Consider the following 26,287-nt stretch of genomic DNA (forward strand, 5'->3'; position numbering starts at 1 on the left):
TCTTTACTAGGCTGTGGCATGAAAGTGGGAAAGGCCTTCAGGAAAGGCAACGGAATGCTCTTGTTTCATGGGGCGGCTTTGTTTGGGGCAAGCGCCTGCACTTCAATCTCGACATCCAGATCGAACGCCAGTTTGCAGCTAACCACCGAGCGCACCGGGAAGCCCTCTGGGAAATAGACGGCATAGGCCTGGTTGAACTCGGCAAAGTGTTTCATATCGGATAGCCACACGGTGACTTTGACCACTGCGCTCAAATCCGAACCGCAGGAAAGCAAGGTGCGTTCGATGCCTGCCATGATGTTGTGGGTCTGGGTCTGAACATCACCTCGAATGGGCTCCCCCGTCTCCGACATCGAGACCTGTCCGGATAGAAACAGGAATCCGCCCGCCTCGACCGCTCGGGAGAAAGGGAAAGGCAACTCGCTGGCAAAGCGAGTAATGGCATAGGGCATAGCGTTAGCTCCTAATCTTCAGCGGGAGGATCCTGCGGTTGAGGGCTCATTGACAGAGTGCTGCCGGATTTCATCCAGATAGTTGTAAATGGTGTAACGCGTCACGCCGAGGGCGGCGGCGGCTTTTTCGATGCCACCCTTGACGATGAAAATGCCTCTTTCCTGCATCTGGCGGACGGCTTCGAGTTTTGCCTTCTTGTTCTGCGCGCGGTTAGGCGAATTCATCCTGGCCAGCGAGTTCTGGATGATCTCCGCCATCAGTAATTCCATGTCGGCCGGTTCCGATACTTTTTCAGCCGTAGATGGCGGCGCAGCCAGCAATTGTTCTAAGCAGGCTTGGGCTGTCAGCAGACCACTGATATCGGTATTGATGCACAGGCTTGCAAACGGTTGACCGGTCTTGTCCCGGAACACGGCAGTGGCACTGCGCAAGGTTCGACCGTCAGCTGCGGTGGTCGGGTAGTTTGGAATGACCACCGGCTCGCAATCGACATCCGTCTCGGCGGTGCGCATTACGGCAGCAAAGCCCTTGTCTTGCTGCGGCCCGCCCAGCACGGGGCTCCCCACCGAACGGCCTGATACATGGCCGTTCACAATATCGATCACCGACCTTTCGGGCTGCGTCAGGTCGTGAAGGATTATCTCGGTATTGCGGCCGACGACACTGCCCATGGCTGCCAGTGCGGCTTTCAGCGTGGTCAGGACCAGTTGTCTTTCTTCGGTCGTGTCGGTATCAGACCTGGCGTCATTCATTGGCACATCCATGTTGGTATAGGGCATGCAGGAGCAAGTGAGATAAAGGTTGCAACTCCTTGGGTGGTAGCAGAATATCAACACTGTGTTTTAATTTCAACAAATTGTTGAATTTTATTGTAAATGCCACGCCGTTGGGCACTAAGAGGCATGTCCGAAAAGCCGTTGCCTATCAATCTGTGGAAAGGCCGCTTAGGCCGAGTTGTTCACGTAGGCCAAACGGCAGCTTACAGAGTCAAGCAGCCAATCCAATGGCACGCATCCAGATTTGCCAACCGGCAGATTGTGGCCGGGAGCGCGTATTCTCCAGTAAGCCCGAAACCTGCCGCTCAAGGTTTGGCAGAACAATAAGACTCCCTTCAACAACAAGGAGTCTGTCATGGAATCCACTCGCTTTCGGGAACCTTGGAACAAGGGCAAACTGGTCGGCCAGAAGCCACCGCTGAAGCCGAAGGACATATGGGCCATCCGGATCCACCTGCAGAATGCCCATCAGGTGCGAGACCTGGCCATGTTCAATCTGGCCATCGACAGCAAGTTGCGGGACTGCGACCTCGTGAATCTGCGGGTCCGGGACGTCACCCACGGCAATCAGATCCTGCCCCGGTCCATGGTCATGCAGCGGAAGACCCAGCGTCCTGTTCAATTTGAGCTAACCGAACCGACCCGGACTGCGGTGGCGGCGTGGATTGCCAAGGCGAATCTCAAGTCAGAGCAGTATCTGTTTCCCAGCCGGGTCACCAGGTCGCCTCATGTTTCGACACGGCAGTATGCCCGGATCGTCCATCAGTGGATCGCCGCGGCTGGACTCGACACCTCCGCCTACGGCACCCACACCATGCGCCGGACCAAGGCGACACTGATTTACAAACGGACGAAAAACCTGAGGGCCGTTCAGTTGCTCCTGGGCCATGCCAAGCTGGAGAGCACAGTTCGATACTTGGGTATTGAAGTCGATGATGCCCTGGAAATCTCAGAGCAGACCGAGATATAGCCAAGTCCTGAGATGCCCCCATTCGTACCGAGCCGACGCGGCTGGGGCATAATGAACAGACCACGGGCGCCTGCATCGCAGGTGTGAAGGTACGCATCACTCGCCAGCGTATGGTCGGAAGAATCGCCCGACACAGTGGTGCAGACATAGCAGCCGGAGTAACGACCGACCGCCCGTGGCTATCTGTCCCAATGGGCGGCAGCTTTCGGGCGTCTCCTGGATACGTGCTTCCGGCCAACAGTTGCCGGTCATGATCCCCATGGATCAGGCATTCGCGAGTCCGCTTCGATCGTTTACCTGCCGGAGAGCCTACGCGTACAAATCGGCCTTTGCTGTCGCCCGGAGGTGCCCCGCGTTACGTCAGTAATCGGGCGGGTAGCTGTCGTTGCCTGTAGGTTCGATCTGAATAGCCCCTTTTCTCTGTCACCCGGACAGCTCCCGACCCAATGTGGACGGTCGGCGATTGGAAAAGCGGACACTCAACGTGCGAGCTAAGGCCGCGGCCCCTTCAGGGACGTCGGCCTTCAGCGAGTGGTTAGGTGTCCGTGCGCCCTTGGCGCCGCAGGACGACATGCGTGGCTTTCTCCGACGCTACGAATTCAACGCATTCGTATCCCAGAGCCCGCAAGTCAACCCCTTCGAACAGTGATTCTCCCCGCCCGAGCAGGACCGGAGCGATAGCAATGTGCAGTTCATCAATGAGGCCCTCACGAAGATACTGCTTGACGGTGTCCGGCCCACCGCCGATACGCACGTCCATTCCGGCAGCGGCCTCGCGTGCACGGTCGAGCGCCTCGTGAATGCCCCCGGTGATGAAGTGGAACGTCGTGTCGCCTTCCATCTCGATGGGGGGACGAGCATGATGGGTCAAAATGAAGACTGGAACGTGATACGGTGGATTATCTCCCCACCAGCCTTTCCAGTTTGTGTCCGGCCAGTCCCCACGAATGGGGCCGAACATGTTCCTCCCAAGAATCCAGGCCCCGACATTTTGAAAGCCACGGGCGGCAAAATCATCGTCAACCCCGGTCGTACCGCCGTCCTTGACGAACAAGGCCCGCTGGAACGTGCGTGTTGGAACTAGCCACTGGTGCAGTTCCGTCCCGCCAACGCCGAGCGGATTGTTGATGTCTTGATTCAGTCCTGCTCCGTATCCGTCGATCGAAATGGTGAAGCCCTCAACGCGAACTCGTGTCATCGTTTGCCTCCGTTTAGACGCCTAACAGGTAATCAACGGACGCCTGCGTCCGGACATGCTTATTTTAGTGGGACAGATTTTGTCGCGCGTAAGCTATTGTTTTCACTGCGAGTCCCTTCCGAGCTGTCTCGACATTACGGTTAATGCATCGAACACCAATGAAGGCAGTAAATCCGCATCAATGCCCGGTTTGGAGAAAGGCCAGAAACAACGCTCAACGACCGCGACTGGCAGGGCGCAGCCGTAGCGAACATCATCCAGAAAGCAGCCCTTGCGTTTTCATCTGTCGGCTATCGGGATCCGACATGGAAATCCCACTCTCGGCCATGACCGTATGTACGGGGAAGCGCTCCAAAGCGGCCAATCAATAATGATGTCAACGGTGAAATCGGCTACTCAGGTAGAGTCGCTTTGTCACATTTTTGGCGGCCAATTATGCGTCTCCGCCTGGCAGTCCTTGCACCAAGTGTACAGTGCCTCATACATCACCAGCCCGTGCTGCAGCATCTCGTGATCGTCGGCATAGACCTGGGACAGCCCGAGAGAGAGGGCGTATAGCCCTGCGGATTGCGGGGTCAGATCGAGCCGCGAGGTGTCGGCTCCGCGCACGATGACGGCAAGCTGCTGCAGCGCCGGATCGTCGGTAAGTCCATACTGTTTCAGGAAGGCATCGAAGCTGCACAGTTCGCCCTCATGCGAAAGCTCGACACCAGGAATGTCGTACGGGATCGCTCCCGTCTCTGCCGCCACCTTCAGCACATCGGCCGGCGGTACGAACAGAAACTCGGGTGACTTGTCGATAAAGCGTGTAATGAGCCAAGGGCAGGCTATGCGGTCGATCTTCGGCCGCTCGCGAGTGATCCACTTCATCATGCCTCCTATTGCAGCTGCTGCCTGGAACGGTACGGCTCCACCTGCACATCGGTGATGTCCATGCCGTTATCCCGAAAAATCAGCCCCTTGCCTTCCCGCACGATTGCTACGCACTGCTCAGGCGCACCCAGTGGCACGCTCAGACATAGCCGGTTGTCGTGAATCGACCAGCGCCCCTTGCGGGGTCGCCCCATTTCGACGCCATCGATGCTCCCGTCAGGCTTCAGGTGATAGGTCCAGTGATGGCCATCCGTGGCTACCTTGCCAACGAAGGTCTTGTTAATTTCTGCGCCTGACAAGGTATGCCGACTCAGTGGTTGCGCAGCCATGGCGACACTTGAGGCCATGGCGAAGCCGGCCGCTACCATCCAAACCCTTACGCATTGCCGGCCACGGCACTGAACCGCTGCTGCACGGCCGGCCAGTTGATGTTCTGCATGAAGGCATCGACGTAAGCACCTGCCTTTGCGCCGTAGTCCATGTGGTAGGCGTGCTCGTACATATCCAGCGCCAGGATCGGCGTGGCACCGGCCAAGGTATGGGCATGGTCGGATGCCCATTGGTTGATCAGTTTGCGGTCGCGTGGTGACCAGGTCAGCAATACCCAGCCCGAACCGCCGCCCAGTGCCTTGCCCATGGCGCTGAATTCGGCGGCCCAGCGTTCAACGCTGCCGAAGTCGCGAGCCAGGGCATCGGCGAGGTGGCTGAGTGGTGCACTGCCAGCTCCGCCCAGGCTGTCGAAATACAGCTCGTGCAGGATCATCGAATTGGCGGCGATCAATTCTTCGCGCTTCAGACCATTGAGTTCGAACACGGCAGCGCTGGTGAAGTCCAGGCCCTGCAAGCGTGTGCTGATGGCGTTCAGGCGTTTCACCGCGCCGCTGTAGTTGTTCTCGTGGTGGCTGCGGATCAGCTGTTCGGATAGCCCGTTGAGGCTGGCGGGGTCGCAGGCCAAGGGCTGGATCTGGTAAGTCATGGACACTCTCCTCTCGGTTGATGTCAGTGGTGCAACAGCGGATACAGCAGCAGGCCGATCGCAGCAGCGCCAACGACGATCACCGGTTCTTGCAGCTTTTTGAAGCGCCACAGCAACAGGATGGTGACGATCGCCAGCAATACGGTTGGTACATCGACCAGCGAGCGTTTTGCGATCACGATGACCGAGCCGGTGATCGCGCCCACGGCCGCCGCAGTGATGCCGTTCACGAACGCCACCACCCCCGGCAACTTGCCGTACTTCTTGAAATACGGTGCGGGCAGCACGGTGAACAGGTAGCACGGCAGGAAGGTGCCCAGCGCCGCCACGCACGCACCGGGAAAACCCGCGACCAGATAGCCGATGAAGCCCACCGTGATGACCACCGGCCCCGGCGTAATCATCGCCACGGCCACGGCATCGACGAATTGCTTGTCGTTGAGCCAGTGGTGCTCGGTCACGACGCCTCCGTAGAGGAATGGGACGATCGCCAGCCCTGAGCCGAAGACAAATGCGCCGGCCTTGGTGAAGAAGAGGCCGATCTGGCTCAGCAGCGACAGATCCAAGCCAGCCAGCAGGTTGCTGGCAGCTGGCACCTGGGCGGTAGCGACCGCATTTAGACTGCCTTTGCCCAGCCATTTGGGCGGCGCGCGCCAGAACCAGCCCAGCACCCCGGCCGCCACAAACAGCCAGGCGATTTCCGACTCGGTGATGACCGTCACGGCTAGGAGGGTCAGGTACATGGCCCACAACAGTTTGTCCTTGCCGACGCTCTTGGTGGTGAGCTTGTGGGCGCTGATCGCAATGATGCCGATCACGGCGGCGCCGACCCCGTAGAACACGGCTTGCATCCATTGCAGCCCGCCAAACTGATGGTAGGCCCAGCCCAGTGCCACTACCATCAGAAACGAGGGTATCACGAAAGCCAGCCCGACCAGCGTGGCGCCCAGAGTGCGGTAATGCACATAGCCGAGATAAATGGCGGTTTGCGCGGCCAGCGGCCCGGGGGCGAGCTGGGCCAGCGCTAACCCCTCCTTATAGTCGGCCTCCGTAATCCAGCCATGGCGCTCAACCAGGTCGCGGTGCATGTAGCCGACCAGAGCCACCGGGCCACCGAAGCCGAAGGTGCCAAGGCGCAGGAAGTACAGCACCAGCTGCCACAAGGTGTAGGCTGGATGCGTACTGATGGGGATGGTATTGCTGGTATTGCTCAAGGTGATCTCCTGCTACAGAAGTGTTGCAAGGGGGCCTTACGGTCTGGCCGCGCCCTGGAAGTGGGTATAGAGCGAGTCCAGGACGTTGCTGATGTCGGCCAGCAGCAGGTCATCGTCTGCGATCCGGCTGCGTGCGCCACCCAGTACAGCCTCGAAGCCGACACCCTCGGGCACCACGCTGCCGCCGACATCGAGTGCGTGCACCAGCTCGCCGAGTCGGGCCAAGGCCGGGTCGTGCTCGAAGCCGAAACTCGCCAGTAGCACCTCGAACGTCACCCGCTCTCCGATATGGGAAAACGTCGCCCCGTCGAAATCGAAACCCAGCGCCTCCACCGGGCAAGCGTAAACGTCGGTCAGCCAAATGAAACGTGCAGCGGGGTCAATGAAGCGACGGATCAGCCAGGCCGAGGCGACACGATCGACCCACGGGCGGGCTCGCGTAGCCCATAGCCGCTTTTGGTAGCCGGCCGGGTTGAGACGGGGGATGTCTCCGCCAACCGCCAATGGCTCATCTGGCGAGTAGTGGCGGGTCAGTTGCCTTTCCGCGTCGTTGCATTGCCGACGAGCTGACTCCAGCGACTCACCGGCAAAAAAGTCGATGGTGGCGATCGTTTCCAGCTCCTTGCGCAGCTGGCGCAGACTGCGCCGGGCTTCGCTCTCCGACTCCGGTAGCTGTGCCAGCAGCGCCGCCAGCTCCTCGCTCCATTGCTGGTAGGCCTCGCTCCGGTCGAACAGCGCCTGCCATTCCGCCTGGGTTGCGGGGGAGTCTTCCACCACCTGCAGTACGTGGGCCATGCCATCTGCGGCCAACAGCTCATCGCGCAAGTTCGCCAGCGCCTGGCGCAGTTCAGGCCGGGCCGGCAACAGGTAGACGCCATCGCGTAGCGCGGCAGCACCGATCGCTTTCATTTGCCGCCATAGCCGCACACGCAGGGTGCCGTTTTGTCCGCTCACGCTGGTGACCAAAGCGAGCCAGTTGATCTGATTCATTTCGCCTCCTTTGAAATGAAGATTACACTATTTGTAATGCATGTAATATTACGTTTAGTGCAAAGCTCATTACATTTGCCCGTGGCCGGGCTGGGAGCCGACACAAGCCTGGACATCCCAAGCTTCAGGAAAGCCTAGTGGTCAGCCCTCGGCTTTCTTGTCTTTTCCTATCCTCCTGGATAGGATATGAAGCCATGAGTACACACACCTCCCACCCCGACATCATCAAGCGGCTCAAGCGAGCCGATGGCCACCTCAAGAGCATCATTGCCATGCTCGAAGAGGGACGCAGCTGCCTGGACATTGCCCAGCAGCTTCAGGCCGTCGAAAGCGCCGTCACCAACGCCAAGAAAATTCTGGTGCATGACCATATCGAGCACTGCCTGGAACATGCGGTGCGCGAGGGCCAGCAAAGCGCGGACGATACCCTGCGCGAGTTCAAAGAGATCACCAAATACTTGTAGCGGGCATATGTCCGGCGGGGCTACCACCACAACAGGGCAACGACCTGGCAAGTGAGAGATCGCCATGAATTGGAAAGAAGGACTACGCCAGACTGGCGTGCCGGCGGCGCTGGGCGCCGCGCTGTTGTTTGGCGCAGGAACGCCGTTTGCCAAACTGCTGCTGCACAACGTCAACCCATGGCTGCTGGCCGGGCTGCTCTACCTGGGCTCTGGCGTTGGCCTGACACTGTACCGTCGTCTGACGCGGGCACCTGCCGTCCGCTTGCCGCGTCATGAAGCCCCATGGTTTATAGGGGCCATCGTGTCGGGCGGTATTGTCGGGCCGGTGTTACTGATGCTGGGCCTGACTGGGATGCCGGCCTCCGGGGCGTCGCTGCTGCTCAATGCCGAGGGTGTGTTCACGGCGCTGCTGGCCTGGTTCGCCTTCAAGGAAAACTTCGACCACCGAATTGCATTGGGGATGGCGGCCATTGTTGCAGGGGCACTGATCCTGAGCTGGCCGGGAGAGGCGCGCTTCGCTGGCATGTGGCCGGCACTGGCGGTCGTTGGCGCTTGCTTCGCCTGGGGTATCGACAACAACCTGACGCGCAAAGTCTCCCTGACGGATGCAACCTGGATCGCCTCGGTCAAAGGATTGGCGGCCGGCTCGGTCAACCTGGCCCTGGCTTTAATGTTGGGGGCTTCTCTGCCGCCGCTGCCCAACCTCGGCGGGGCCATGATCGTTGGCTTCCTTGCCTATGGTGTGAGCCTGGCGCTGTTCGTGGTAGCGCTGCGCCACCTCGGCACTGCCCGCACCGGTGCCTACTTCTCTGTCGCACCGTTCTTCGGTGCACTGCAGGCATTGACTATGGGGGAGCCGATCACGCTACCGTTGTTGCTTGCCGGTGGATTGATGGCCATCGGCATCTGGCTGCACCTCACCGAACGCCACGAGCACGTGCACACGCACGAAGCGTTGGAACATGAGCACGAGCATGTGCATGATGAGCATCACCAGCACGACCATGACTATCCGGTCGTACCAGGCACCAAGCACCGTCATCAGCATCGGCACGACGTGCTGACGCATACCCACCCGCATTTCCCTGACTCACACCACAGGCACAAGCACTGAAACGATACAGGATGGGCGCTTTTACAGGCCCAGAAACAGCTTTGTATTTTCGACACCCTTGCTCCGAGTGATCACCCTGATCGTTCAGTGATGCTCGTGAACGTCTGCTTGCCAAAGCGAGATCGACAGCAATGGGTCGGAAGTTCGCGTTCGCTAGATTGAGAGCTGTCGTTCAGCACGACTCGGCCTTGAATGGCAGGTAACCGGTCCATTGCAGACCAATCAGGTCGGCAAGCCGAACGGCGGGAATGGCCGAGTTGTATGCGTAGGCTGTTCGGCGGGTCTCCGAGTGGAGCAGCCATTTTGAATGGCTGCTCCACCTCTCTCTGAAAGGACAGCAGTTGGCCGAGGCCTTCCTCTCCGTCAGCGGTTCTGAAGGATTGTCTCAATATGGCCAGCTGAGTAGACTCCGCGCGATGCGCTACTTCTTCCTACTGCTTTCACTGCTGCTGGTCGGCTGCGACGCCAGCCAAGTCAACTCGATGGCCCACTCTCCGGAGGCCAAACAACTGGCCCAGTTGGGTCAGGCCCTGCTCGGTCCTTCAGGGCCGGCGCGTTCCTCCGTCGAGCAGGCACCCGCCGGTGTCGTCACCCACCTGGTCAACGGCAAGTCGGCGGTGGGGCACCGCAATTTCAATGATCGCGGCAATCCTAATAAAAACAGCCCCTTGCATTGCTACAAGGGGCTGTGAAATTGGTGCCGGAGAGAGGAGTCGAACCCCCGACCTTCTGATTACAAGTCAGCTGCTCTACCAACTGAGCTACACCGGCGAGCTGTGGATTTTGATGAAAATCGTCACTTTTGGCAAGCCCACCCCAACGTTTTATTTTCTACGTTTATGGATAAGCGGCTTTTTCTTTACTGTTTTCAACGGCTTCTTGTGAATTGCCCGGGCTTTACTGTTTGACTTTGCCTTGCCATGCAAAGTGGCAGGGGCCTTCTTTACATGCATCGTGCGCAAAGGCTTACGCGCAACCAGACGCGCCTTCTTGCCTTTCTTTACATGGTGCTTTCCGGCCTGGCGGTAAGTCGTCGTATGGTGCTTGAGCACGTCCGTCTTATGCTGCCTCTTGAGTGAGGCTCTTGGCTTGTGCAACGGCTTACGATGGCGAGTGGCCTGTTTTTTGCTCGGAACCTCTGCGTGCGCTACAGCCGGCGCGGCACTGCTACGAGGCTTCTCCTGGTGTGACTGTGGTGCAACCGGGGCCGGCGCCCTCGATTGTTTGGCAGGCTGGGCTGGTTGGAAATCCCCCGGCAACGGGGCATCCTCTAGCTCAGCCTGTGCGGGCAGGGAGGCCAGCAAAAAACTGCTTGCCAAAAACAGCAAAGCAAGATGTTTATATTTCATGCGCTCATTACTTTTATGCTGTATGCAAGTCCGCCACGCACCCACCGCGCGGATTGTGCAGTAAATAATAAATTTTTATATTACCATGCGGCTGCTTGTACAACGAGTGGCTTACACAAAAGGGAGCTATATCAATGAAACAAACCAGAAGAACCTTGCTGGCCGGCCTGCTTTTGTCGGCTTTTGCCCTGACCGCTTGTGGCAAGAAAGCCGAAGCCCCTGCTGAGCAAGCCGCCAGCAGTGCGCCGGCGCAAGCCACTGCGGCAGCAAAAGAGTACCTTGTCGGTAGCGATGCCAGCTACGCCCCGTTCGAATTCCTGAATGACAAGAAAGAAGTCCAAGGCTTCGACGTCGAGGTTCTGACCGCGGCGGCAGAGAAGGGCGGCTTTAAGGTCAAGTTCGTCAACACCCCGTGGGAAGGGATGTTCGCCACCCTCGATCAGGGTGATCGCGACCTGCTGGCTTCGGCCATCACCATCACCGACGAACGCAAGAAGAACATGGACTTCTCCGATCCGTACTTCGAAGCGCGTCAGCTGATTGCCGTCGGCAAGAATGTCACCGACGTCAAAACCTTCCAGGATCTGAAGAACAAGAAGGTGGCGGTGCAGACAGGCACCACCGGCGACGAAGTCGTGCAAAAACTGCTGGGCAAGACCAATCCCAACATCAAGCGCTTCGAGAGCATGCCGCTTGCCCTGAAAGAGCTGGAAAATGGTGGCGTGGACGCTGCCGTGGGCGATAACGGCGTAGTCAGCAACTACGTGATCAACAACCCGCAAAACGGTCTCGCCACCGTCGAAGACACCAAGAGCTTTGCTCCGGAGTACTACGGCTTCGCCGCCAAGAAAGGCAATGCCGAGGTACTGGCCAAGGTTAACGCCGGCCTGAAAGCCATCAAGGCCGACGGCACCTACGATGCGATCTACAAAAAATATTTCGCCAAGAAATAACTAAGTTGGTGCAGCAATCCTGGCCGGCATCGCCGGCCAGGCGTTTTATAGGGGCATAAATATGAATTTCCGCTGGGAAATGATCACCGAATATCTTCCGCTGTTTATCGACGGCGCGAAGATGACCTTGCTGATCACGATCGTGGCCGTGATTTTCGGCACGTTGATTGGCTTGTTCATGGGCGTGGCCCGCCTGGCTGAAGGCAAGCACGGCATCAGCAAGATTGTCTTGCGTTACCTGGTCCGCCTACCGGCGACCGCCTATGTGACATTCTTCCGTGGTACACCGCTGTTCGTACAGATTCTGCTGGTGCACTTTGCCCTGATGCCGATGCTGATCCATCCGGTGGACGGCATCATCCTGAGCGGTGATATCGCGCGCGAAATTCGTCAGAACTATGGCGCCTTCATTTCCGGCCTGCTGGCCCTCACCCTGAACGCCGGCGCTTATATCACCGAAATTTTCCGTGCGGGCATCCAGTCCATCGACAAAGGGCAGATGGAAGCCGCACGCTCGCTGGGTCTCAGTTATGGGCAGGCGATGAAAGCCGTCATTGTGCCGCAGGCCTTCCGCCGCATGCTCCCTCCGCTGGGCAACGAGGCCATCATGCTGCTCAAGGACAGCTCGCTGGTTTCGGCCATCGGCCTGGCCGAGCTGGCGTTTGCCGCCCGCACGGTGGCTGGCGTCTACTCCCGCTACTGGGAGCCTTACCTGACCATCTCCTTCCTCTACCTTGCACTGACCATGCTGATGGCCTGGGGTATCGGCCGGTTGGAAAAACGCTTCCAGATCGCCAGCCGTTGAGGCGCAAGATACAGACGAGCAATGGCCGGAATTTCCGGCCATTTTTGCATCTAGCGGCCTGCTCTCGGCGCCATGCGCCGAAGCCGCCCTCGTGGTAGAATCTGGAGCATTTGCCATCAGAAGAAGATAAGCATTTACCCATGACAGATCAGTTTTTCGCCAAGGAAACGATTCCGATCAGCCTTGAAGAGGAGATGCGCCGTTCCTATCTCGATTACGCGATGAGCGTCATCGTGGGACGGGCCCTTCCTGATGTGCGTGATGGTCTGAAGCCAGTACACCGCCGCGTGCTGTTCGCCATGCACGAGCTATCCAACGACTGGAACCGGGCCTACAAGAAATCGGCCCGTATCGTCGGCGACGTCATCGGTAAGTATCACCCCCACGGCGACTCGGCCGTGTACGACACCATCGTTCGCATGGCGCAGGATTTCAGCCTGCGCTACCCCCTGATCGACGGCCAGGGCAACTTCGGTTCGGTGGACGGCGACAACGCCGCTGCCATGCGATACACGGAAATTCGCATGGCGCGCATCGCGCACGAACTGCTGGCCGACATCGAGAAGGAAACCGTTGACTTTGGGCCGAACTACGACGGCTCCGAGCAAGAACCGCTGATCCTGCCGGCCAAGATCCCCAACCTGCTGATCAACGGCAGTTCGGGCATTGCCGTGGGCATGGCCACCAACATCCCGCCGCACAACCTCAACGAGGTGATTGACGGCTGCCTCGCAGTACTGGCCAGCAGCGACATCACCATCGACGAACTGATCGATATCATTCCCGCGCCGGATTTCCCGACCGCCGGCATCATCTACGGCACCGCTGGGGTGAAGGAAGGCTATCGCACCGGCCGCGGCCGCGTGATCATGCGCGCGCGCACCCACTTCGAGGATATCGGCAAAGGCGACCGCCAGGCCATCATCGTCGACGAGCTGCCGTACCAGGTAAACAAGGCCCGCCTGCTGGAGCGCATCGGCGAACTGGTGCGCGACAAGCAGATCGAGGGCATTTCCGACCTGCGCGACGAGTCGGACAAGTCCGGCATGCGCGTGGTGATCGAGCTCAAGCGCGGCGAAATGCCAGAAGTGGTGCTCAACCACCTCTACAAGCTCACCCAGCTGCAGGACAGCTTCGGCATCAACATGGTGGCCCTGGTGGACGGCCAGCCACGCCTGTTGAACCTCAAGCAGATCCTCGAAGAATTCCTGCGCCACCGCCGCGAAGTGGTGACCCGCCGCACCATCTTCGAACTGCGCAAAGCGCGCGAGCGTGGCCACATCCTCGAAGGTCTGGCCGTCGCGCTGTCCAACGTCGACGAAATCATCGCGCTGATCAAGGCGTCGGAAACCCCGCCGGTCGCCAAAATCGCCCTGATGGAGCGCGAATGGCGCTCGCCGCTGGTCGAGGAGATGCTGGCGCGCGTCGACCAGGACAAGGCACGTCCGGATGGGCTGCTGCCGGAGTTCGGCCTGAAGGAGCAGGGCTACAAGCTGTCGGAAGTCCAGGCTCAGGCCATTCTGGAACTGCGCCTGCAGCGCCTGACCGGGCTGGAGCAGGACAAGATCGTCGGCGAGTACCGCGAGATCATGGAAGTCATCCTCGACCTGATCGACATCCTGGCTCGCCCGGAACGCATCAACCAGATCATTTCCGACGAACTGAACGCGATCAAGACCCAGTTCGGCGATGCTCGCCGTTCCGAGATCGAACCGTTCGGCGGCGACATCAACATCGAAGACCTGATCACGCCGCAGGACATGGTGGTCACTGTTTCGCACAGTGGCTACATCAAGACCCAGCCGGTCGACGACTACCGTTCACAGCGCCGTGGCGGGCGCGGCAAGCAGGCCGCCGCCACCAAGGACGACGATTTCATCGAAACACTGTTCGTCGCCAACACCCACGATTACGTGCTGTGCTTCTCGTCGTTTGGCCGCTGTTACTGGATCAAGGTCTACGACCTGCCGCAAGGCGGTCGCAACAGCCGTGGCAAGCCGATCGTCAACGTACTGCCGTTGGCCGAAGGCGAAAAAATCAACGCCATGCTGCCGGTGAAAGAGTTCCGCGACGACCAATTCGTCTTCATGTGCACCGCCAACGGCACAGTGAAGAAGACTCCGCTGGTCGACTTCTCCCGTCCGCGCACGGCCGGCATCATCGCCGTCAACCTGGACGAGGGCGACAACCTGATCGGCGTAGCGCTGACCCATGGGGACGACCAAGTGATGCTGTTCTCGGATGCCGGCAAGGCGGTGCGCTTCAGCGAGACCGACGTGCGCGCCATGGGTCGTAACGCCACTGGCGTGCGCGGCATGATGCTGGGCGAAGGGCAGCAGGTGATCTCACTGCTGGTGACCTGCTCCGAAGACCAGATGGTGCTGACCGCCAGCGATGGCGGCTACGGCAAGCGCACCCGCGCCGGCGAGTTCCGCCATACCAGCCGCGGCACCCAGGGCGTCATCGCCATGGACCTGACCGACAAGACCGGCCTCAAGCTGGTGGCGGCGAGCCTGGTGGAAGAAACCGACGACGTGATGCTGATCACCACCGGCGGTGTCCTGATCCGCACCAAGGTGTCCGAAGTGCGCGAAACCGGCCGCTCCGCCCAAGGGGTCCGCCTGATCAACCTGGACGAAGGCGAGAAGCTGATCAGCCTGGTCAAGGTCGCCGAAGGCGAGGACGACGAGGTGGAAGAAGCCGCAGAAGAGGGCGGCGAGGCATGATAGCGACCCCGGTCAATCCCAAGGTATTCGAACCGATGGGGCAGCTGTTCGTGTCGCTGCCGCATTGCGCGGCGCTCGGTTTCCAATACCTGGGAGCGGACGGGCGCAAGCCGGTGCTGAAGGTCGACTGGCGCGAAGAGCTGGTCGGCAACCCGGCCACCGGCGTGGTACATGGCGGGATCATCACCTCGCTGGTGGATACCACCAGCGCGGTGGCGGTCACCGCCCACCTGGAACGCGTGGAGACCATCGCCACGCTCGACCTGCGCATCGACTACCTGAAGGCCGCCACACCGGGCAAGGCCATCTACTGCCGCGCCGAATGCTACCGGCTCGCCAGTCAGGTCGCCTTCACCCGGGCGGTGTGCTATCACGACAATCCGGACGATCCGATCGCCCACGGGGTGGCTACCTTCATGCGCGAATCGAGCCCGTTGCCGATGCTGCAGGAGCCCCAGGCATGAGCGATTTCATGGAACAGTTCGCCACACTGCGTGACCAGAAGCGTTTTCAGGATGTCGTCAACGCCATCCCCTACGCCCGCCTGATGGGCGTGGAGCTGGGAGAGGACGAATCCGGCGATCTGTTGTTCAGCCTGCCGTTCCACGAGCGCAACGTCGGCAACACCGTGTTGCCAGCCCTGCACGGTGGACTGATCGGTGGCTTCCTCGAAAACGCCGCGATGATCCACCTGATCTGGAACCGCGAATCGCTGGACACCCCCAAAATCGTCGACTTTTCGCTCGACTACCTGCGAAGCGGTCGCCCCAAGACGCTGTATGCGCGCTGCGAGATCACCAAGCAGGGCAAACGCGTCGCGCATGTATTGATCGAAGCCTGGCAGGAAGACCGCAGCAAACCGGTTGCCGTCGCCCGGGCGCACTTCCTGCTGGCCACCACCAGCTGACTGAACCGATATCAAGGACAGACATGGCCAAGGTATACAACTTTTCCGCCGGACCCGCCGTTTTGCCTCACGCCGTATTGGCCGAAGCCCAGAGCGAGATGCTCGACTGGCACGGCTCCGGCATGTGCGTGATGGAAATGAGCCATCGTGGCAAGGAGTTCATGGAAATCATCCATGACGCCGAGCACGACCTGCGCGAACTGATGCAGATTCCGAAGAACTACAAGGTATTGTTCCTGCAGGGGGGGGCATCGCTGCAGTTCGCCATGCTGCCGCTCAACCTGTTGGGCGACAAGAAGTCGATCGACGTGGTCAACACCGGCCACTGGTCGAAGCTGGCCATCAAGGAAGCGAAGCGTTACGCCAACGTGAACGTCGTCGCCTCAAGCGAAGACCGCAACTTCACCTACGTGCCGGCGGAAGAAACCTGGCAGCGCGACCCGGATGCGGCTTATCTGCATTACACCTCGAACGAAACCATCGGCGGCTTGCAGTTCCCCTTCATCCCGTCTTCGGCCAACGGTGTGCCCCTGGTGTGCGACATGTCGTCCGACTTCCTCTCGCGCGAAGTGGACGTCAGCCAGTTCGGCCTGATCTATGCCGGCGCCCAGAAGAACATCGGCCCGTCCGGGCTGACCGTAGTCATCGTGCGCGAAGACCTGCTGGGCAAGGCCCTGCCCAGCACGCCGACGATGCTGAACTACCAGGTTCATGCCGATGCCGACTCGATGTACAACACCCCGGCCACCTATCCGGTCTACATCGCCGGCCTGGTATTCAAGTGGCTGAAGGAACTGGGCGGCATCAAGGGCATGGCCGCACGCAACGACGAGAAGGCCGGCCTGCTGTACCACGCCATCGAATCCAGCAATGGCTTTTACTACAGCACGGTGGACGCGCCGTTCCGCTCGAAGATGAACGTGGTATTCCGCCTCAAGGACGAGTCGCTGGAAGACACCTTCCTCAGCGAAGCCAAGAAGAACGGCCTGGTGCAGCTCAAGGGCCACCGCGCCGTCGGCGGCATGCGTGCGTCGATCTACAACGCCATGCCGATCGAGGGGGTCAAGGCGCTGGTCAGCTTCATGATGGACTTCGCCCGCCAGCACAGCTGATTGTTCTCCATTTCGTAACGATGAGTTCTGGACCCGCGCCGCTGGCGCGGGTTTTTTGTTGCCGGCCGGCGCTATATGATGGCAGGCCATCCACCTTGCACTGTGACCCGTCATGAACCCAGCCATTCGCCGACTCCTGATCGCAGGGGGCGTCATCGTTTCCCTCAGCATGGGCATACGCCACGGTTTCGGCTTCTTCATGCCGCCGATGACCACCGCCTTTGGCTGGACCCGTGAGGCCTTCGCCTTGGCGCTCGGCCTGCAGAACCTGGTCTGGGGCGCATCGCAGCCCTTTGCCGGTGCCCTGGCCGATCGTTACGGGCCGGGCCGGGTACTGTTCGGCGGCACCTTGCTCTATGTAGCCGGGTTGCTGCTGATGACCGTATCGTCCTCACCGGGGCTGTTCTCGCTGTCCGCCGGGGTTCTCATCGGGCTGGCCTTGTCCGGCACCACCTATAGCGTGATCTTCGGCGTGCTGGGGCGCTGTGTGCCGGCCCACCTGCGCTCGCGCGCGATGGCCATTGCCGCCGCCGCGGGGTCGTTCGGACAGTTCGCCATGGTGCCGATCGAACGTGGCCTGATCGATGGCCTGGGGTGGATCCCGGCCCTGCTGATCCTGTCCGTCTCGGCCTTGCTGATGCTGCCGGCCTCGCGCCTGCTGGTGCAGCACGATCAACATGCTTCCGGTACTGTTCGCCACGGCCTGCTGCTCAACATGTGGCGAACCTTCCGCGGCGCCTGGCAAGAGAGGGGGTTCCGGCTGCTCATGGCGGGGTATTTCGTATGCGGCTTCCAGGTTGTGTTCATCGGCGTGCATCTGCCGGCCTACCTGCGTGACCACGGGCTCGGGGGCGGGGTCGCCAGCATGGCACTGGCGCTGATCGGCCTGTTCAACATCTTCGGCACCATGCTGTCGGGCGAGCTGGGCTCACGTTGGCCGAAACCCTATCTGCTGGCCGGCATCTATCTGTCACGCAGCGTGATCATCGCCTTGTTCCTGTGGGCGCCACTCAGCCCCGTGTCAGTCGGCGTGTTCGCCGCCGCGATCGGCTTCCTGTGGCTGTCGACGGTCCCCCTGACCAACGGCATCATCGCCAGCCAGTTCGGCGTGGCGCATCTGGGCATGCTGTCGGGCGCTGTATTCTTCTCGCACCAGGTGGGCAGCTTTGCCGGGGTGTGGCTGGGTGGAGCCATCTACGACGCCACCGGCAATTACAACCTGGTGTGGGCGCTCGCCATCGCCCTCGGTATTGCAGCCACGCTGGTCAACCTGCCGATCCGCGAGACAGCCTCCAAGACGCTGGCATTGCAGGGGTCCTGACCATGTGGGCCTGGCTGTCCGGCATCGCGCTTGGCATCGCCTTGCTGCTGACCACGCTGGCTTACCTCGAGCCGGGCTTCATGCTAGGTTTGTCCAACTTGATTGTCATATGTTTTTAAGGGGACAATATGTTGGAGGCAGAAACCCTGCGCAAGCTCCAGGCACTGTGGGAAGAGGGCGAGCGCCACGATGCGCACTGCAACGAGCGCAACGAGAAATGCCTGAACATCACCATGGATACCGGCCGCTTCCTGTATCAGCTGGCCCGTTTTTCCGGCAGCCGCCACATCCTGGAGATCGGCACCTCTAACGGCTTCTCGACCATCTGGCTGGCGCTGGCGGCGAGGGCCAACGGGGGGCGGGTGATCAGTCTCGACGTACTCCCCGCCAAACAGCAGCGGGCACGTGAAAATCTCGCCGCCTTCGGCGAGGAATCCCGAGTGGAACTGGTGCTGGCCGACGCCGCAGACTGGCTGGCCGGGGCACCGCCATCCAGCATCGACCTGCTGTTTCTCGACGCCGAGCGCCGCCTTTACCCCGGCTACTGGCCGGATATCCAGCGCGTGCTGCGGCCCGGCGGCCTGGTGGTCATGGACAATGCACAGTCCCATCCGGACGAATGCCGCGATTTTGTCGGGCAAGTGCTTGCGACGGACGGCTATCTCGCGGAAACTTACACGATTGGAAAAGGCCAGTTTGTCATACTGAAAGACGGATAATCGTGTCTGAAGAACTTCTCAAGCAACATCGCGACGCCATCGACGCCATCGACGAAACCATTCTCAAACTGATCAACGAGCGCGCCAGCCATGCGCGCGAGATCGGAGAAATCAAAGGTGGCGGCGTGATCTACCGCCCCGAACGCGAAGCCCAGGTGCTGCGCCGCGTCAAAGACCACAACCCGGGCCCGCTGCCTGGGGAGTCGGTAGCACGTTTGTTCCGCGAAATCATGTCGGAATGCCTGGCGCTGGAAAAACCGCTGTCCGTCGCCTACCTCGGACCGGAGGGCACGTTCACCCAACTGGCCGCCATCAAGCACTTCGGACACGCTGCCCATACCGTGGCCTGCAGCTCCATCGACGAGGCCTTCCGTCTGGTCGAATCCCGCACCCTCGATTATGTCGTGGCACCGGTGGAAAACTCCACCGAAGGGGCCATCGGACGCACGCTCGACCTGATGATTTCGTCCCCACTGAAAATTTGCGGCGAAGTGGTCCTGCGTATCCATCACCACCTGCTGCGCGGTGCGGAAGGGACCGACGGCATCCGCCGCGTCTACGCCCACGCCCAAGCGCTGGCGCAATGCCACGAATGGCTCAACAAGAACCTGCCGGCCGATGTCGAGCGCATATCCGTCGCCAGCAACGCCGAAGCGGCGCGTCTGGCAAGCGAGGATGCCAGTGCGGCCGCCATCGCCGGCCAGGCCGCCGCCGAGCGCTACAGCCTGAACAAAATCGCCGAGAACATCGAGGACGAACCCAACAACACCACGCGCTTCCTGGTGCTGGGGCATCAGGACGTGACCCCGTCGGGCAAAGATAAGACCTCGATCATCGTCGCAGCACCCAACCGTCCGGGTGCCGTGCATTCGCTGCTGGCGCCGGTCGCCGACAATGGCGTGTCGATGACCAAGTTCGAGTCGCGCCCGTCGCGCGCAGGGTTGTGGGACTACGTGTTCTTCATCGACATGGAAGGACACCGCAGCGAGGAACACGTCGCCAAGGCCCTCGAAGGGTTGGCCGAACGCACCTCCTTCGTCAAGGTCCTCGGCTCCTACCCGGTTGCCGTCATCTGAACACGTTGGCCGAAGCGTCGGCCAACCTCCTGGCTATCCTGTCATGAAATTGGAATCACTTTGTCTGTTTTGCGGCTCGAACCGCGGCGGCCGGCCTGAATACGCCGATGCCGCGCGTCAGTTGGGCACCACCCTGGCCGAGCAGAGCCTGACCCTGGTCTACGGCGCCGGCAGGATCGGCCTGATGGGCGTCGCTGCGGATGCGGCCCTGGCCGCTGGCGGCCGCGTCGTCGGCTTCATCCCTGAGTTCCTCCAGGCCAAGGAAGTAGCGCATCTGGGGCTCGACGAGATCCACATCACCGAAACCATGCACCAGCGCAAGGCGCTGATGGCGGAGCGTGCCGATGGCTTCATCGCCCTGCCGGGCGGGCTCGGCACCTTCGACGAATTGTTCGAAATCCTGACCTGGGGCCAATTGTCGGTACACAGCAAACCGGTGGGACTGCTGAACGTGGCGGGCTTTTTCGACCCGCTGCTGGCCATGGTGCGCCACGCCGTACAGGAAGGCTTCATGCGCGAGGAAAACCTGTCGTTGTTCGTGGTGGCCGACAACATCGACGATCTGCTGGCCGGCATGCGCGCCTATCAGCCGCGCGAAGCGGACAAATGGCTGGAACTGTCTCGCACCTGAACGCTCCGCCTGGCCATCCCTGATCAGAGGGGGATGACGAAGAGTACATCGGGCTGGACGTACTCCGGCCCCGACCGAGGTAAATACCATGAATCAGACTGTTGCTATCGTATTGTCCGGCTGCGGCGTCTACGACGGGAGCGAAATCACCGAAGCCGTCGGCGTCGTGATTGCCCTGTCGCAAGCCGGCTTGCCCTATGCCTTTTACGCCCCGGATCGGGCTCAGATGCATGTCGTGGACCATGCCCGCGGCCAGGAGAGCGGCGAAGCCCGCAACATCCTCAGCGAAGCGGCGCGCATTGCCCGCGGCCAAATCCGGCCCTTGACCGAGCTCGATGCCGCCCAGCATAGCGCCATCGTATTCCCCGGCGGTTTCGGCGCCGCCAAGAATCTGACGACCTTCATCAAGGACGGCCGTGACGCCGTGCTCTACGATGATGTCGCTGCAGCGGTGCGGCCATTCGTGCAGCAACACAAGCCGGTTGTCGCGCTGTGCGCAGCTCCGCTGGTACAGGGGCTGATCGCCCGTGACGAGGGCCTGGCCGGAGTTAACATCACCTTCGGCAGCTACGCGGAAGGTCAGGCCATGGCCGACGCCTTGACGAGCTGGGGTCAAACCCACGTCGAGACGCCCGTCGACCAGGCCTGCGTCGACCTCGCGCACCGTTTCATTTCCGCGCCGGCCTACATGTACGGCGAGGCGACTCCCGCCGAGGTGTTCGCTTCGTGCCAAGCGGCGATCACCGCACTCAAATCGCTGCTGAGCTGATCATCGGCCGGCCATTTTCTAGATAAGCAGGAAGTTTCATGATCATCGTCATGGCCAGCAAGGCCTCGCCAGAACAGATCGCCGCCGTCACCGCCAAGATTCGCGCCGCAGGGTTGGCCGAACACGTCTCCTGCGGCACCGAACGAACCATCATCGGCGCCATCGGCGACGAGAGGGCTCTGACACCCGACATGTTCGAGCTGATGCCCGGGGTAGAACGGGCGATGCGGGTCATGAAGGAATACCGTATCGTCTCGCGCGAAGCCCAGCCAACCGATACCGTCGTCAGAGTGCGCGGGGTGCCGATTGGCGGCGAAACCGTGCAGATCATCGCTGGACCTTGCTCGGTGGAAACGCCGGAACAAATGGCACTGTCGGCGGCGGCCGTGGCCGATGCCGGCTGCCGGCTGATGCGAGGAGGCGCCTTCAAACCTCGCAGCAGCCCCTACAGCTTCCAGGGGCTCGGCGTGGAAGGGCTGGATTATCTGCAGCAGGCGGCACGCCAACACGGCCTGCCGGTGGTCACCGAACTGATGGACGTGCGCATGCTCGACACCTTTCTGGAGCATGACGTCGACGTCATCCAGATCGGCGCGCGCAACATGCAAAATTTCGACCTCCTCAAGGAAGTCGGTCGCATCAACAAGCCGGTCATCCTCAAGCGCGGGCTCGCCGCCACGATCAGCGAATGGCTGATGGCGGCCGAGTACATCGCCGCCGGAGGCAATCACAACATCATCTTCTGCGAACGCGGCGTACGCAGCTTTGAAACCGCCTACCGCAACATGCTGGATGTGACAGCGATTCCGGTTTTGAAAAAGGAAAGCCACCTTCCCGTCATCGTCGACCCCAGTCACGCCGGGGGCAAGGCCTGGCTGGTTCCGGCGCTGGCCAAGGCCGCCCTGGCGGCTGGCGCCGACGGCCTGATGGTGGAAATGCACCCCAACCCCTGCGAAGCCTGGTGCGATGCCGACCAGGCGCTGACCCCGGCAGAACTGAAGGCGTTGGTCGGCGAGCTGCGCCCCCTGGCGCAGGCCTTGGGACGAAATTTGTAACGCACTGAAAACGAGGTTCAGTATGAGCGGCGACGTCATTTCGATCAGTCTGGTACAGCAACAAGACTTCCAGTTCCGTAACGATTTCGGCGCCTCGGTGCCGCCGCTGGTGAGCGACGAGCCGGCACCTCTTGGCCAGGGCGAAGGTCCGGCGCCCCAGCAATTGCTGCTCGCGGCCGTGGCCAATTGTCTGAGCGCCAGCCTGCTGTTTGCCTTGCGTAAGTTCAAACAGCAGGGCGAGCCGCTGCAGACGACGGCGTCCTGCCTGATCGACCGCAACGAAACCGGGCGACTGCGGGTGATGTCGATCGACGTCACGTTGCGACTGGGGCAGTCCGCCAGCGGCATCGACCATCTCGACCGCATCCTGGGAGGATTTCAGGAGTACTGCACGGTGTCACAAAGCGTCGGCCGCGGCATCCCCATCCGGATGCAGGTACAGGATGCCGACGGTTCATTTCTGATGTGATCTCGCGCGCTTCCGCCCCCGAGGGGGAAGCGCACTACTGCGGGGAGCGGTTTCAGATCAGGGCCAGGAGCAGTGGAGTCCACCGTGCCGCAACCGCCAGAACCGCCAGGGGCACCAGCCAAGCCAGTATGGCGGCGCCTCGGCGCATGACATCATCCGCGCCCAGCTGCTGGGTGTCTCGCCACAGCCGCATCCGGTACCAGAAGTAGCCGATGCCGACCATCAGAGGCGGGAAGAACAGGTACAACCACCACGACTGCCAGGGCAACGCCACGGACAGCAGCGCGACAGCGAGGTTAAGCGCGAGCTGGGAGTAAAAATAGGCTGTCAGTTCGGATAGGTCTTCCACATGGGGTGCCGCCTCGGCACCCGGCGTCATGGTGCAGGCGAACCAGAGCAGCGCAGACACCGCCATCCAGGCATAGGGATACAGTAACGGCAGCCACAAGGCGACACCGGCCAGCGAGGGCAGGGCGGCCTTGCTCAACCATGCGGTGACTAGGTAACCAGCGACCAGCACGGCCCACGCGATACCGCTGCCACTGCGCATCACCCGCCACACGGCGTGCAGAATGTAACTCCCCAGCGCAAGCAGCAGGACATCCTGCAGCAGACCATCCGTCATGCCGCAGCCAGCAGGCGCTCGAGCGAGACGGTGATCAATTCGCCGATCTGGGACAGATAGTGTGTCTGCATATCGGCGGTAAAGCGCTGGGGGTCGTTGCTGGCCAGGACAACCAGCCCGAAAGCCTCGCCAGCCGTGTTTTTCAGCGGAATCATGGCGAAGGATTCGAGCGTCGGTTCGGGCGGAAACCAGCTCAGCACCTGGTCGTTGGCATACGGTCCACAGCTCGGGCCGGACAGATTCCCCGCCAACACCTTGATTGCCTGACGGCCGTTGTAGATGTGCGGCAGCGCCACGGCAGACGGGTGCCACAAGCGCAATGCGCAACGATCCAGCCCGAACTCCAGCTCGAAACATTGCAGCAGGGCGCCCACCAAGGTATCCAGATCGCGCGAGCGGGACAGCGCCAAGGCCAGCTGATGGGTACGATTGACGATCAGATCATTGCTTTCGGCGTTCTGTACCAACTGGCTAAGATGGCTTTCCATCTGGCGATTGCGCTCGCGCAGCTCAAGCACCTGGCGCTCGGCGAACGGCACTACGGTAGTCGTCTGGATGGGTTGCAGGCCGAAACGGCTGGCGTGTTGCAACAGGAAATCCGGGTTGTCATCGAGAAAGCTCAGCACCTGGTCCGTCAGCATCGATACATCCTTAACAAGGCGGGGGTCGGGAGTTACAGAGAAATCTCGCCGGTAAATACGGTGACCGCAGGGCCGGTCATCAGCACCGGCAGGCCCACTCCATCCCAGCGGATACTCAAATCGCCACCCCGGGTATGCACCTTGACGGTATGATCGAGCAGGCCACGGCGTATACCTGCCACCACGGCAGCGCACGCTCCGGTACCGCAGGCGAGGGTTTCCCCGGCGCCACGCTCGTACACCCGCAGACGAATCTCCTCGCGCGACACGATCTGCATGAACCCCGCATTGACCCGCTCCGGGAAGCGCGGGTGCAATTCGATCGCCGGGCCGAGCTCCGCCACCGGAAAGGTGTCGACATCGGCAACGACCTGAACGGCATGCGGGTTGCCCATCGAGACCACGGAAATATCGCATTGCCGGCCAGCCGCATCCAGCGGGTAGGTCAGCGCCTCCTCAGCGGCGACAAACGGTATCTCCACCGGCTTGAAGCGGGGCACCCCCATGTCGACCGTTACCGTCCCGTCGGCCAACAGCTGGGGGACGATCACCCCCTTGGCGGTCTCGACGCGAATGGCCACTTTGGCACTCAACCCTTGCTCGGCGACGAAGCGGGCGAAACAGCGCGCCCCGTTGCCACATTGTTCCACTTCACTGCCGTCACTATTGAAAATGCGGTAACGGAAATCGTTTTCGCTGGAACCCGACGGCTCCACCAGCAACAGTTGGTCGAAACCGATGCCGAACTGGCGATGCCCCAGTTCCTTGATCTTCTCCGGGGTGAGGTCGACGTGCTGTCGCACCCCATCGATCACCATGAAATCATTGCCCAAGCCATGCATCTTGCTGAATTTCAGTTTCATCGTTCCTGGTCCGGTGAGCCGGGTTTTGTACCAAATAAAAAGCATCATACCGTATCCCCGAGCATGTCGGCATGTCGCATTGACACCTTACTAACCAGTAAGTAAAGTGATTTCATGAAACCTGTATCCAATGCAACAAAAGACACCCAGAAACGCATTCTGGACATCGCCGAGCAGCTACTGCTGACGCGCGGATTCAACGCCTTCAGCTACCAGCACATCAGCAGCGCCCTGGGGGTGCGTAACGCCGCCGTCCATTATCACTTCCCGCGCAAGACCGACCTCGGTGTCGCGCTGGTCCAACGCTATCGGCGCCGCTTTGCCCGTTTCATAGAGGCCCACGCCAGCCTCGGCCCGCTACAACAGCTGGAAGGCTATTTCGAGCTCACCGACGCCTACTTCCATCAGGACGAGCAAATCTGCCCGAGCGGCATCCTTACCACCGAATATCACACCCTGCCGGAAGAGATTCAGCTTGAAGCCGGCGCCTTCATCACCGAGATGCGTGACTGGGCGAAAACCATCGCCCGGCGCGGCCGGGACGAGGGGGGCATGTCCTACCCCGGGTCTCCGGAGGCCATGGGCGAGGTGATGTTTGCCGCGCTGCAGGGCGGACTGCAACTGGCGCGGATCGATGCAGGCATCCTCGACACCATCAAACAACAAATTCGCGACCTGCTGAAGGTCGAGAAATCATAAAGGCCTATCATTGACGCCAACACGAGGAAGACGATGGAGTACAAGAAAAACAGCATGAGCCGGATCGCCGACAAGGCCGCCCGGCTACCCGAGGGGCTGCGCAGCTTCGTTTTGACCCGCCTGTTTGGCCGGCTGGTTCCGTTTCTGGGAACCGCCGGCCTGTGTTTCGTGGAGGTCGGGCACGATCGGCTGACCGTCTCGCTGCAAAACCGGCGCAAGGTGCAGAACCACATCAAGGGGGTACACGCCGCCGCCATGGCACTGTTGGCCGAAACCGCCAGCGGCTTCGTGGTCGGCATGAACGTACCGGACAGCAAACTGATGCTGCTCAAATCCATGCATGTGGATTACCTCAAACGCTCGCAGGGCAGCATGAAGGCAACAGCCGTCCTCACGCCCGAGCAGATTCGCCGCATGCACGAGGAAGAGAAAGGGGATGCCGCAGTTGAAGTCGTGGTAACCGACGAGTCCGGCGAGTCGCCGATCCGTTGTGAAATGATCTGGGCCTGGGTGCCCAAGAAACGGGCGTGAGGAGCATG

31 protein-coding genes and 1 tRNA gene are annotated in these 26,287 nt (G+C 60.8%); 19 read left to right on the plus strand and 13 right to left on the minus strand.

Annotated features, from left to right (window positions below):
- Positions 1 to 65: 65 nt before the first annotated feature.
- Both FURADRAFT_RS03375 and FURADRAFT_RS03380 read right to left on the minus strand, forming a co-directional pair.
- Positions 66 to 452 (minus strand): RidA family protein, encoded by a 387-nt coding sequence (locus FURADRAFT_RS03375; RefSeq protein WP_008952703.1) that lies wholly within the window; start codon positions 450 to 452, stop codon positions 66 to 68.
- Positions 453 to 470: 18 nt separating this feature from the next.
- Positions 471 to 1,232: a helix-turn-helix transcriptional regulator gene (locus tag FURADRAFT_RS03380; RefSeq protein WP_008952704.1), complete on the minus strand. Its 762-nt coding sequence runs from the start codon at positions 1,230 to 1,232 to the stop codon at positions 471 to 473.
- Positions 1,233 to 1,584: 352 nt separating this feature from the next.
- Between FURADRAFT_RS03380 and FURADRAFT_RS03385 the strand changes: the two genes are divergently transcribed.
- The gene (locus FURADRAFT_RS03385) at positions 1,585 to 2,199 is read left to right on the plus strand and encodes a tyrosine-type recombinase/integrase (RefSeq protein WP_008952705.1); all 615 of its coding nucleotides are present in this window, start codon (positions 1,585 to 1,587) and stop codon (positions 2,197 to 2,199) included.
- A gap of 535 nt (positions 2,200 to 2,734) precedes the next feature.
- Here FURADRAFT_RS03385 and FURADRAFT_RS03390 read toward each other — a convergent pair.
- The 6 genes from FURADRAFT_RS03390 to FURADRAFT_RS03415 form a co-directional block, all read right to left on the minus strand.
- Positions 2,735 to 3,397 carry a dihydrofolate reductase family protein gene (locus FURADRAFT_RS03390; RefSeq protein WP_008952706.1) on the minus strand — a complete coding sequence of 221 codons (663 nt, stop codon included), beginning with the start codon at positions 3,395 to 3,397 and terminating at the stop codon, positions 2,735 to 2,737.
- Between the two features lie 414 nt (positions 3,398 to 3,811).
- Complete coding sequence (locus tag FURADRAFT_RS03395) at positions 3,812 to 4,270, minus strand: chromate resistance protein ChrB domain-containing protein (RefSeq protein ID WP_236261522.1); 459 nt, start codon at positions 4,268 to 4,270, stop codon at positions 3,812 to 3,814.
- Between the two features lie 5 nt (positions 4,271 to 4,275).
- The gene (locus FURADRAFT_RS03400; protein ID WP_150105001.1) at positions 4,276 to 4,599 is read right to left on the minus strand and encodes a hypothetical protein; all 324 of its coding nucleotides are present in this window, start codon (positions 4,597 to 4,599) and stop codon (positions 4,276 to 4,278) included.
- A 47-nt stretch (positions 4,600 to 4,646) separates the two neighbouring features.
- A complete protein-coding gene (locus tag FURADRAFT_RS03405; protein WP_008952709.1) occupies positions 4,647 to 5,246 on the minus strand; it encodes a superoxide dismutase in 600 nt (199 codons plus the stop codon).
- Positions 5,247 to 5,269: 23 nt separating this feature from the next.
- Positions 5,270 to 6,460, minus strand: a complete 1,191-nt coding sequence (locus tag FURADRAFT_RS03410; protein ID WP_008952710.1) for a chromate transporter — start codon at positions 6,458 to 6,460, stop codon at positions 5,270 to 5,272.
- A 36-nt stretch (positions 6,461 to 6,496) separates the two neighbouring features.
- Positions 6,497 to 7,450: a chromate resistance protein ChrB domain-containing protein gene (locus FURADRAFT_RS03415; protein WP_008952711.1), complete on the minus strand. Its 954-nt coding sequence runs from the start codon at positions 7,448 to 7,450 to the stop codon at positions 6,497 to 6,499.
- 194 nt (positions 7,451 to 7,644) lie between these two features.
- Here FURADRAFT_RS03415 and FURADRAFT_RS03420 point away from each other — a divergent pair, with 194 nt between their 5' ends.
- The 3 genes from FURADRAFT_RS03420 to FURADRAFT_RS03430 all read left to right on the plus strand — a co-directional run bounded on the left by FURADRAFT_RS03420 (position 7,645) and on the right by FURADRAFT_RS03430 (position 9,720).
- Positions 7,645 to 7,914 (plus strand): metal-sensing transcriptional repressor, encoded by a 270-nt coding sequence (locus tag FURADRAFT_RS03420; protein ID WP_008952712.1) that lies wholly within the window; start codon positions 7,645 to 7,647, stop codon positions 7,912 to 7,914.
- A 64-nt stretch (positions 7,915 to 7,978) separates the two neighbouring features.
- Positions 7,979 to 9,028, plus strand: a complete 1,050-nt coding sequence (locus tag FURADRAFT_RS03425) for a DMT family transporter (RefSeq protein ID WP_008952713.1) — start codon at positions 7,979 to 7,981, stop codon at positions 9,026 to 9,028.
- 341 nt (positions 9,029 to 9,369) lie between these two features.
- On the plus strand, positions 9,370 to 9,720 hold the full coding sequence (locus tag FURADRAFT_RS03430; RefSeq protein WP_150105002.1) for a hypothetical protein: 351 nt from the start codon (positions 9,370 to 9,372) through the stop codon (positions 9,718 to 9,720).
- Between the two features lie 3 nt (positions 9,721 to 9,723).
- Here FURADRAFT_RS03430 and FURADRAFT_RS03435 read toward each other — a convergent pair.
- Positions 9,724 to 9,799 (minus strand) — tRNA-Thr (locus tag FURADRAFT_RS03435).
- 53 nt (positions 9,800 to 9,852) lie between these two features.
- The gene (locus FURADRAFT_RS20410) at positions 9,853 to 10,377 is read right to left on the minus strand and encodes a hypothetical protein (RefSeq protein ID WP_150105003.1); all 525 of its coding nucleotides are present in this window, start codon (positions 10,375 to 10,377) and stop codon (positions 9,853 to 9,855) included.
- 134 nt (positions 10,378 to 10,511) lie between these two features.
- Here FURADRAFT_RS20410 and FURADRAFT_RS03440 point away from each other — a divergent pair, with 134 nt between their 5' ends.
- The 13 genes from FURADRAFT_RS03440 to FURADRAFT_RS03500 all read left to right on the plus strand — a co-directional run bounded on the left by FURADRAFT_RS03440 (position 10,512) and on the right by FURADRAFT_RS03500 (position 22,920).
- On the plus strand, positions 10,512 to 11,330 hold the full coding sequence (locus tag FURADRAFT_RS03440; RefSeq protein ID WP_008952715.1) for a basic amino acid ABC transporter substrate-binding protein: 819 nt from the start codon (positions 10,512 to 10,514) through the stop codon (positions 11,328 to 11,330).
- 61 nt (positions 11,331 to 11,391) lie between these two features.
- On the plus strand, positions 11,392 to 12,135 hold the full coding sequence (locus FURADRAFT_RS03445; RefSeq protein WP_008952716.1) for an amino acid ABC transporter permease: 744 nt from the start codon (positions 11,392 to 11,394) through the stop codon (positions 12,133 to 12,135).
- A 140-nt stretch (positions 12,136 to 12,275) separates the two neighbouring features.
- Positions 12,276 to 14,861 carry a DNA gyrase subunit A gene (gyrA, locus tag FURADRAFT_RS03450; RefSeq protein WP_008952717.1) on the plus strand — a complete coding sequence of 862 codons (2,586 nt, stop codon included), beginning with the start codon at positions 12,276 to 12,278 and terminating at the stop codon, positions 14,859 to 14,861.
- Entirely contained in the window at positions 14,858 to 15,325 is a 468-nt protein-coding gene (locus tag FURADRAFT_RS03455; RefSeq protein ID WP_008952718.1) for a PaaI family thioesterase, read from the plus strand. Before gyrA ends, FURADRAFT_RS03455 begins: the two co-directional genes overlap by 4 nt.
- Positions 15,322 to 15,768 carry a PaaI family thioesterase gene (locus tag FURADRAFT_RS03460; RefSeq protein ID WP_008952719.1) on the plus strand — a complete coding sequence of 149 codons (447 nt, stop codon included), beginning with the start codon at positions 15,322 to 15,324 and terminating at the stop codon, positions 15,766 to 15,768. The genes FURADRAFT_RS03455 and FURADRAFT_RS03460 overlap by 4 nt, the downstream gene beginning before the upstream one ends.
- A 23-nt stretch (positions 15,769 to 15,791) precedes the next feature.
- Complete coding sequence (gene serC / locus FURADRAFT_RS03465) at positions 15,792 to 16,880, plus strand: 3-phosphoserine/phosphohydroxythreonine transaminase (protein WP_008952720.1); 1,089 nt, start codon at positions 15,792 to 15,794, stop codon at positions 16,878 to 16,880.
- 112 nt (positions 16,881 to 16,992) lie between these two features.
- Positions 16,993 to 18,201, plus strand: a complete 1,209-nt coding sequence (locus FURADRAFT_RS03470) for an MFS transporter (RefSeq protein ID WP_008952721.1) — start codon at positions 16,993 to 16,995, stop codon at positions 18,199 to 18,201.
- Positions 18,202 to 18,329: 128 nt separating this feature from the next.
- Positions 18,330 to 18,920, plus strand: a complete 591-nt coding sequence (locus FURADRAFT_RS03475; protein WP_008952723.1) for an O-methyltransferase — start codon at positions 18,330 to 18,332, stop codon at positions 18,918 to 18,920.
- A gap of 2 nt (positions 18,921 to 18,922) precedes the next feature.
- The gene (gene pheA, locus FURADRAFT_RS03480; RefSeq protein ID WP_008952724.1) at positions 18,923 to 19,996 is read left to right on the plus strand and encodes a prephenate dehydratase; all 1,074 of its coding nucleotides are present in this window, start codon (positions 18,923 to 18,925) and stop codon (positions 19,994 to 19,996) included.
- A 43-nt stretch (positions 19,997 to 20,039) separates the two neighbouring features.
- On the plus strand, positions 20,040 to 20,627 hold the full coding sequence (locus FURADRAFT_RS03485) for an LOG family protein (protein WP_008952725.1): 588 nt from the start codon (positions 20,040 to 20,042) through the stop codon (positions 20,625 to 20,627).
- A gap of 88 nt (positions 20,628 to 20,715) precedes the next feature.
- Positions 20,716 to 21,396 (plus strand): isoprenoid biosynthesis glyoxalase ElbB, encoded by a 681-nt coding sequence (elbB, locus tag FURADRAFT_RS03490; protein ID WP_008952726.1) that lies wholly within the window; start codon positions 20,716 to 20,718, stop codon positions 21,394 to 21,396.
- A gap of 38 nt (positions 21,397 to 21,434) precedes the next feature.
- Positions 21,435 to 22,451, plus strand: a complete 1,017-nt coding sequence (gene aroF, locus FURADRAFT_RS03495) for a 3-deoxy-7-phosphoheptulonate synthase (RefSeq protein WP_008952727.1) — start codon at positions 21,435 to 21,437, stop codon at positions 22,449 to 22,451.
- A 22-nt stretch (positions 22,452 to 22,473) separates the two neighbouring features.
- Positions 22,474 to 22,920 carry an OsmC family protein gene (locus tag FURADRAFT_RS03500; protein ID WP_008952728.1) on the plus strand — a complete coding sequence of 149 codons (447 nt, stop codon included), beginning with the start codon at positions 22,474 to 22,476 and terminating at the stop codon, positions 22,918 to 22,920.
- A gap of 52 nt (positions 22,921 to 22,972) precedes the next feature.
- On the opposite strand, the gene FURADRAFT_RS03505 is transcribed toward FURADRAFT_RS03500, so the two are convergent.
- From FURADRAFT_RS03505 to dapF, 3 genes are read right to left on the minus strand one after another with little or no spacing between them, the layout of a single operon-like run.
- Complete coding sequence (locus FURADRAFT_RS03505; RefSeq protein ID WP_008952729.1) at positions 22,973 to 23,545, minus strand: hypothetical protein; 573 nt, start codon at positions 23,543 to 23,545, stop codon at positions 22,973 to 22,975.
- The gene (locus FURADRAFT_RS03510) at positions 23,542 to 24,186 is read right to left on the minus strand and encodes a DUF484 family protein (protein WP_008952730.1); all 645 of its coding nucleotides are present in this window, start codon (positions 24,184 to 24,186) and stop codon (positions 23,542 to 23,544) included. Before FURADRAFT_RS03510 ends, FURADRAFT_RS03505 begins: the two co-directional genes overlap by 4 nt.
- Before the next feature lie 32 nt (positions 24,187 to 24,218).
- Positions 24,219 to 25,049, minus strand: a complete 831-nt coding sequence (gene dapF / locus FURADRAFT_RS03515; RefSeq protein WP_008952731.1) for a diaminopimelate epimerase — start codon at positions 25,047 to 25,049, stop codon at positions 24,219 to 24,221.
- Between the two features lie 114 nt (positions 25,050 to 25,163).
- On the opposite strand from dapF, the gene FURADRAFT_RS03520 reads away from it, so the two are divergent.
- Together FURADRAFT_RS03520 and FURADRAFT_RS03525 are read left to right on the plus strand one after the other, a co-directional pair.
- A complete protein-coding gene (locus tag FURADRAFT_RS03520; RefSeq protein WP_008952732.1) occupies positions 25,164 to 25,748 on the plus strand; it encodes a TetR/AcrR family transcriptional regulator in 585 nt (194 codons plus the stop codon).
- Between the two features lie 33 nt (positions 25,749 to 25,781).
- Positions 25,782 to 26,279, plus strand: a complete 498-nt coding sequence (locus tag FURADRAFT_RS03525; protein ID WP_008952733.1) for a DUF4442 domain-containing protein — start codon at positions 25,782 to 25,784, stop codon at positions 26,277 to 26,279.
- Positions 26,280 to 26,287 lie beyond the last annotated feature (8 nt).

The sequence above is a fragment of the Pseudogulbenkiania ferrooxidans 2002 genome, assembly GCF_000174355.1.
GTDB lineage: Bacteria > Pseudomonadota > Gammaproteobacteria > Burkholderiales > Chromobacteriaceae > Pseudogulbenkiania > Pseudogulbenkiania ferrooxidans.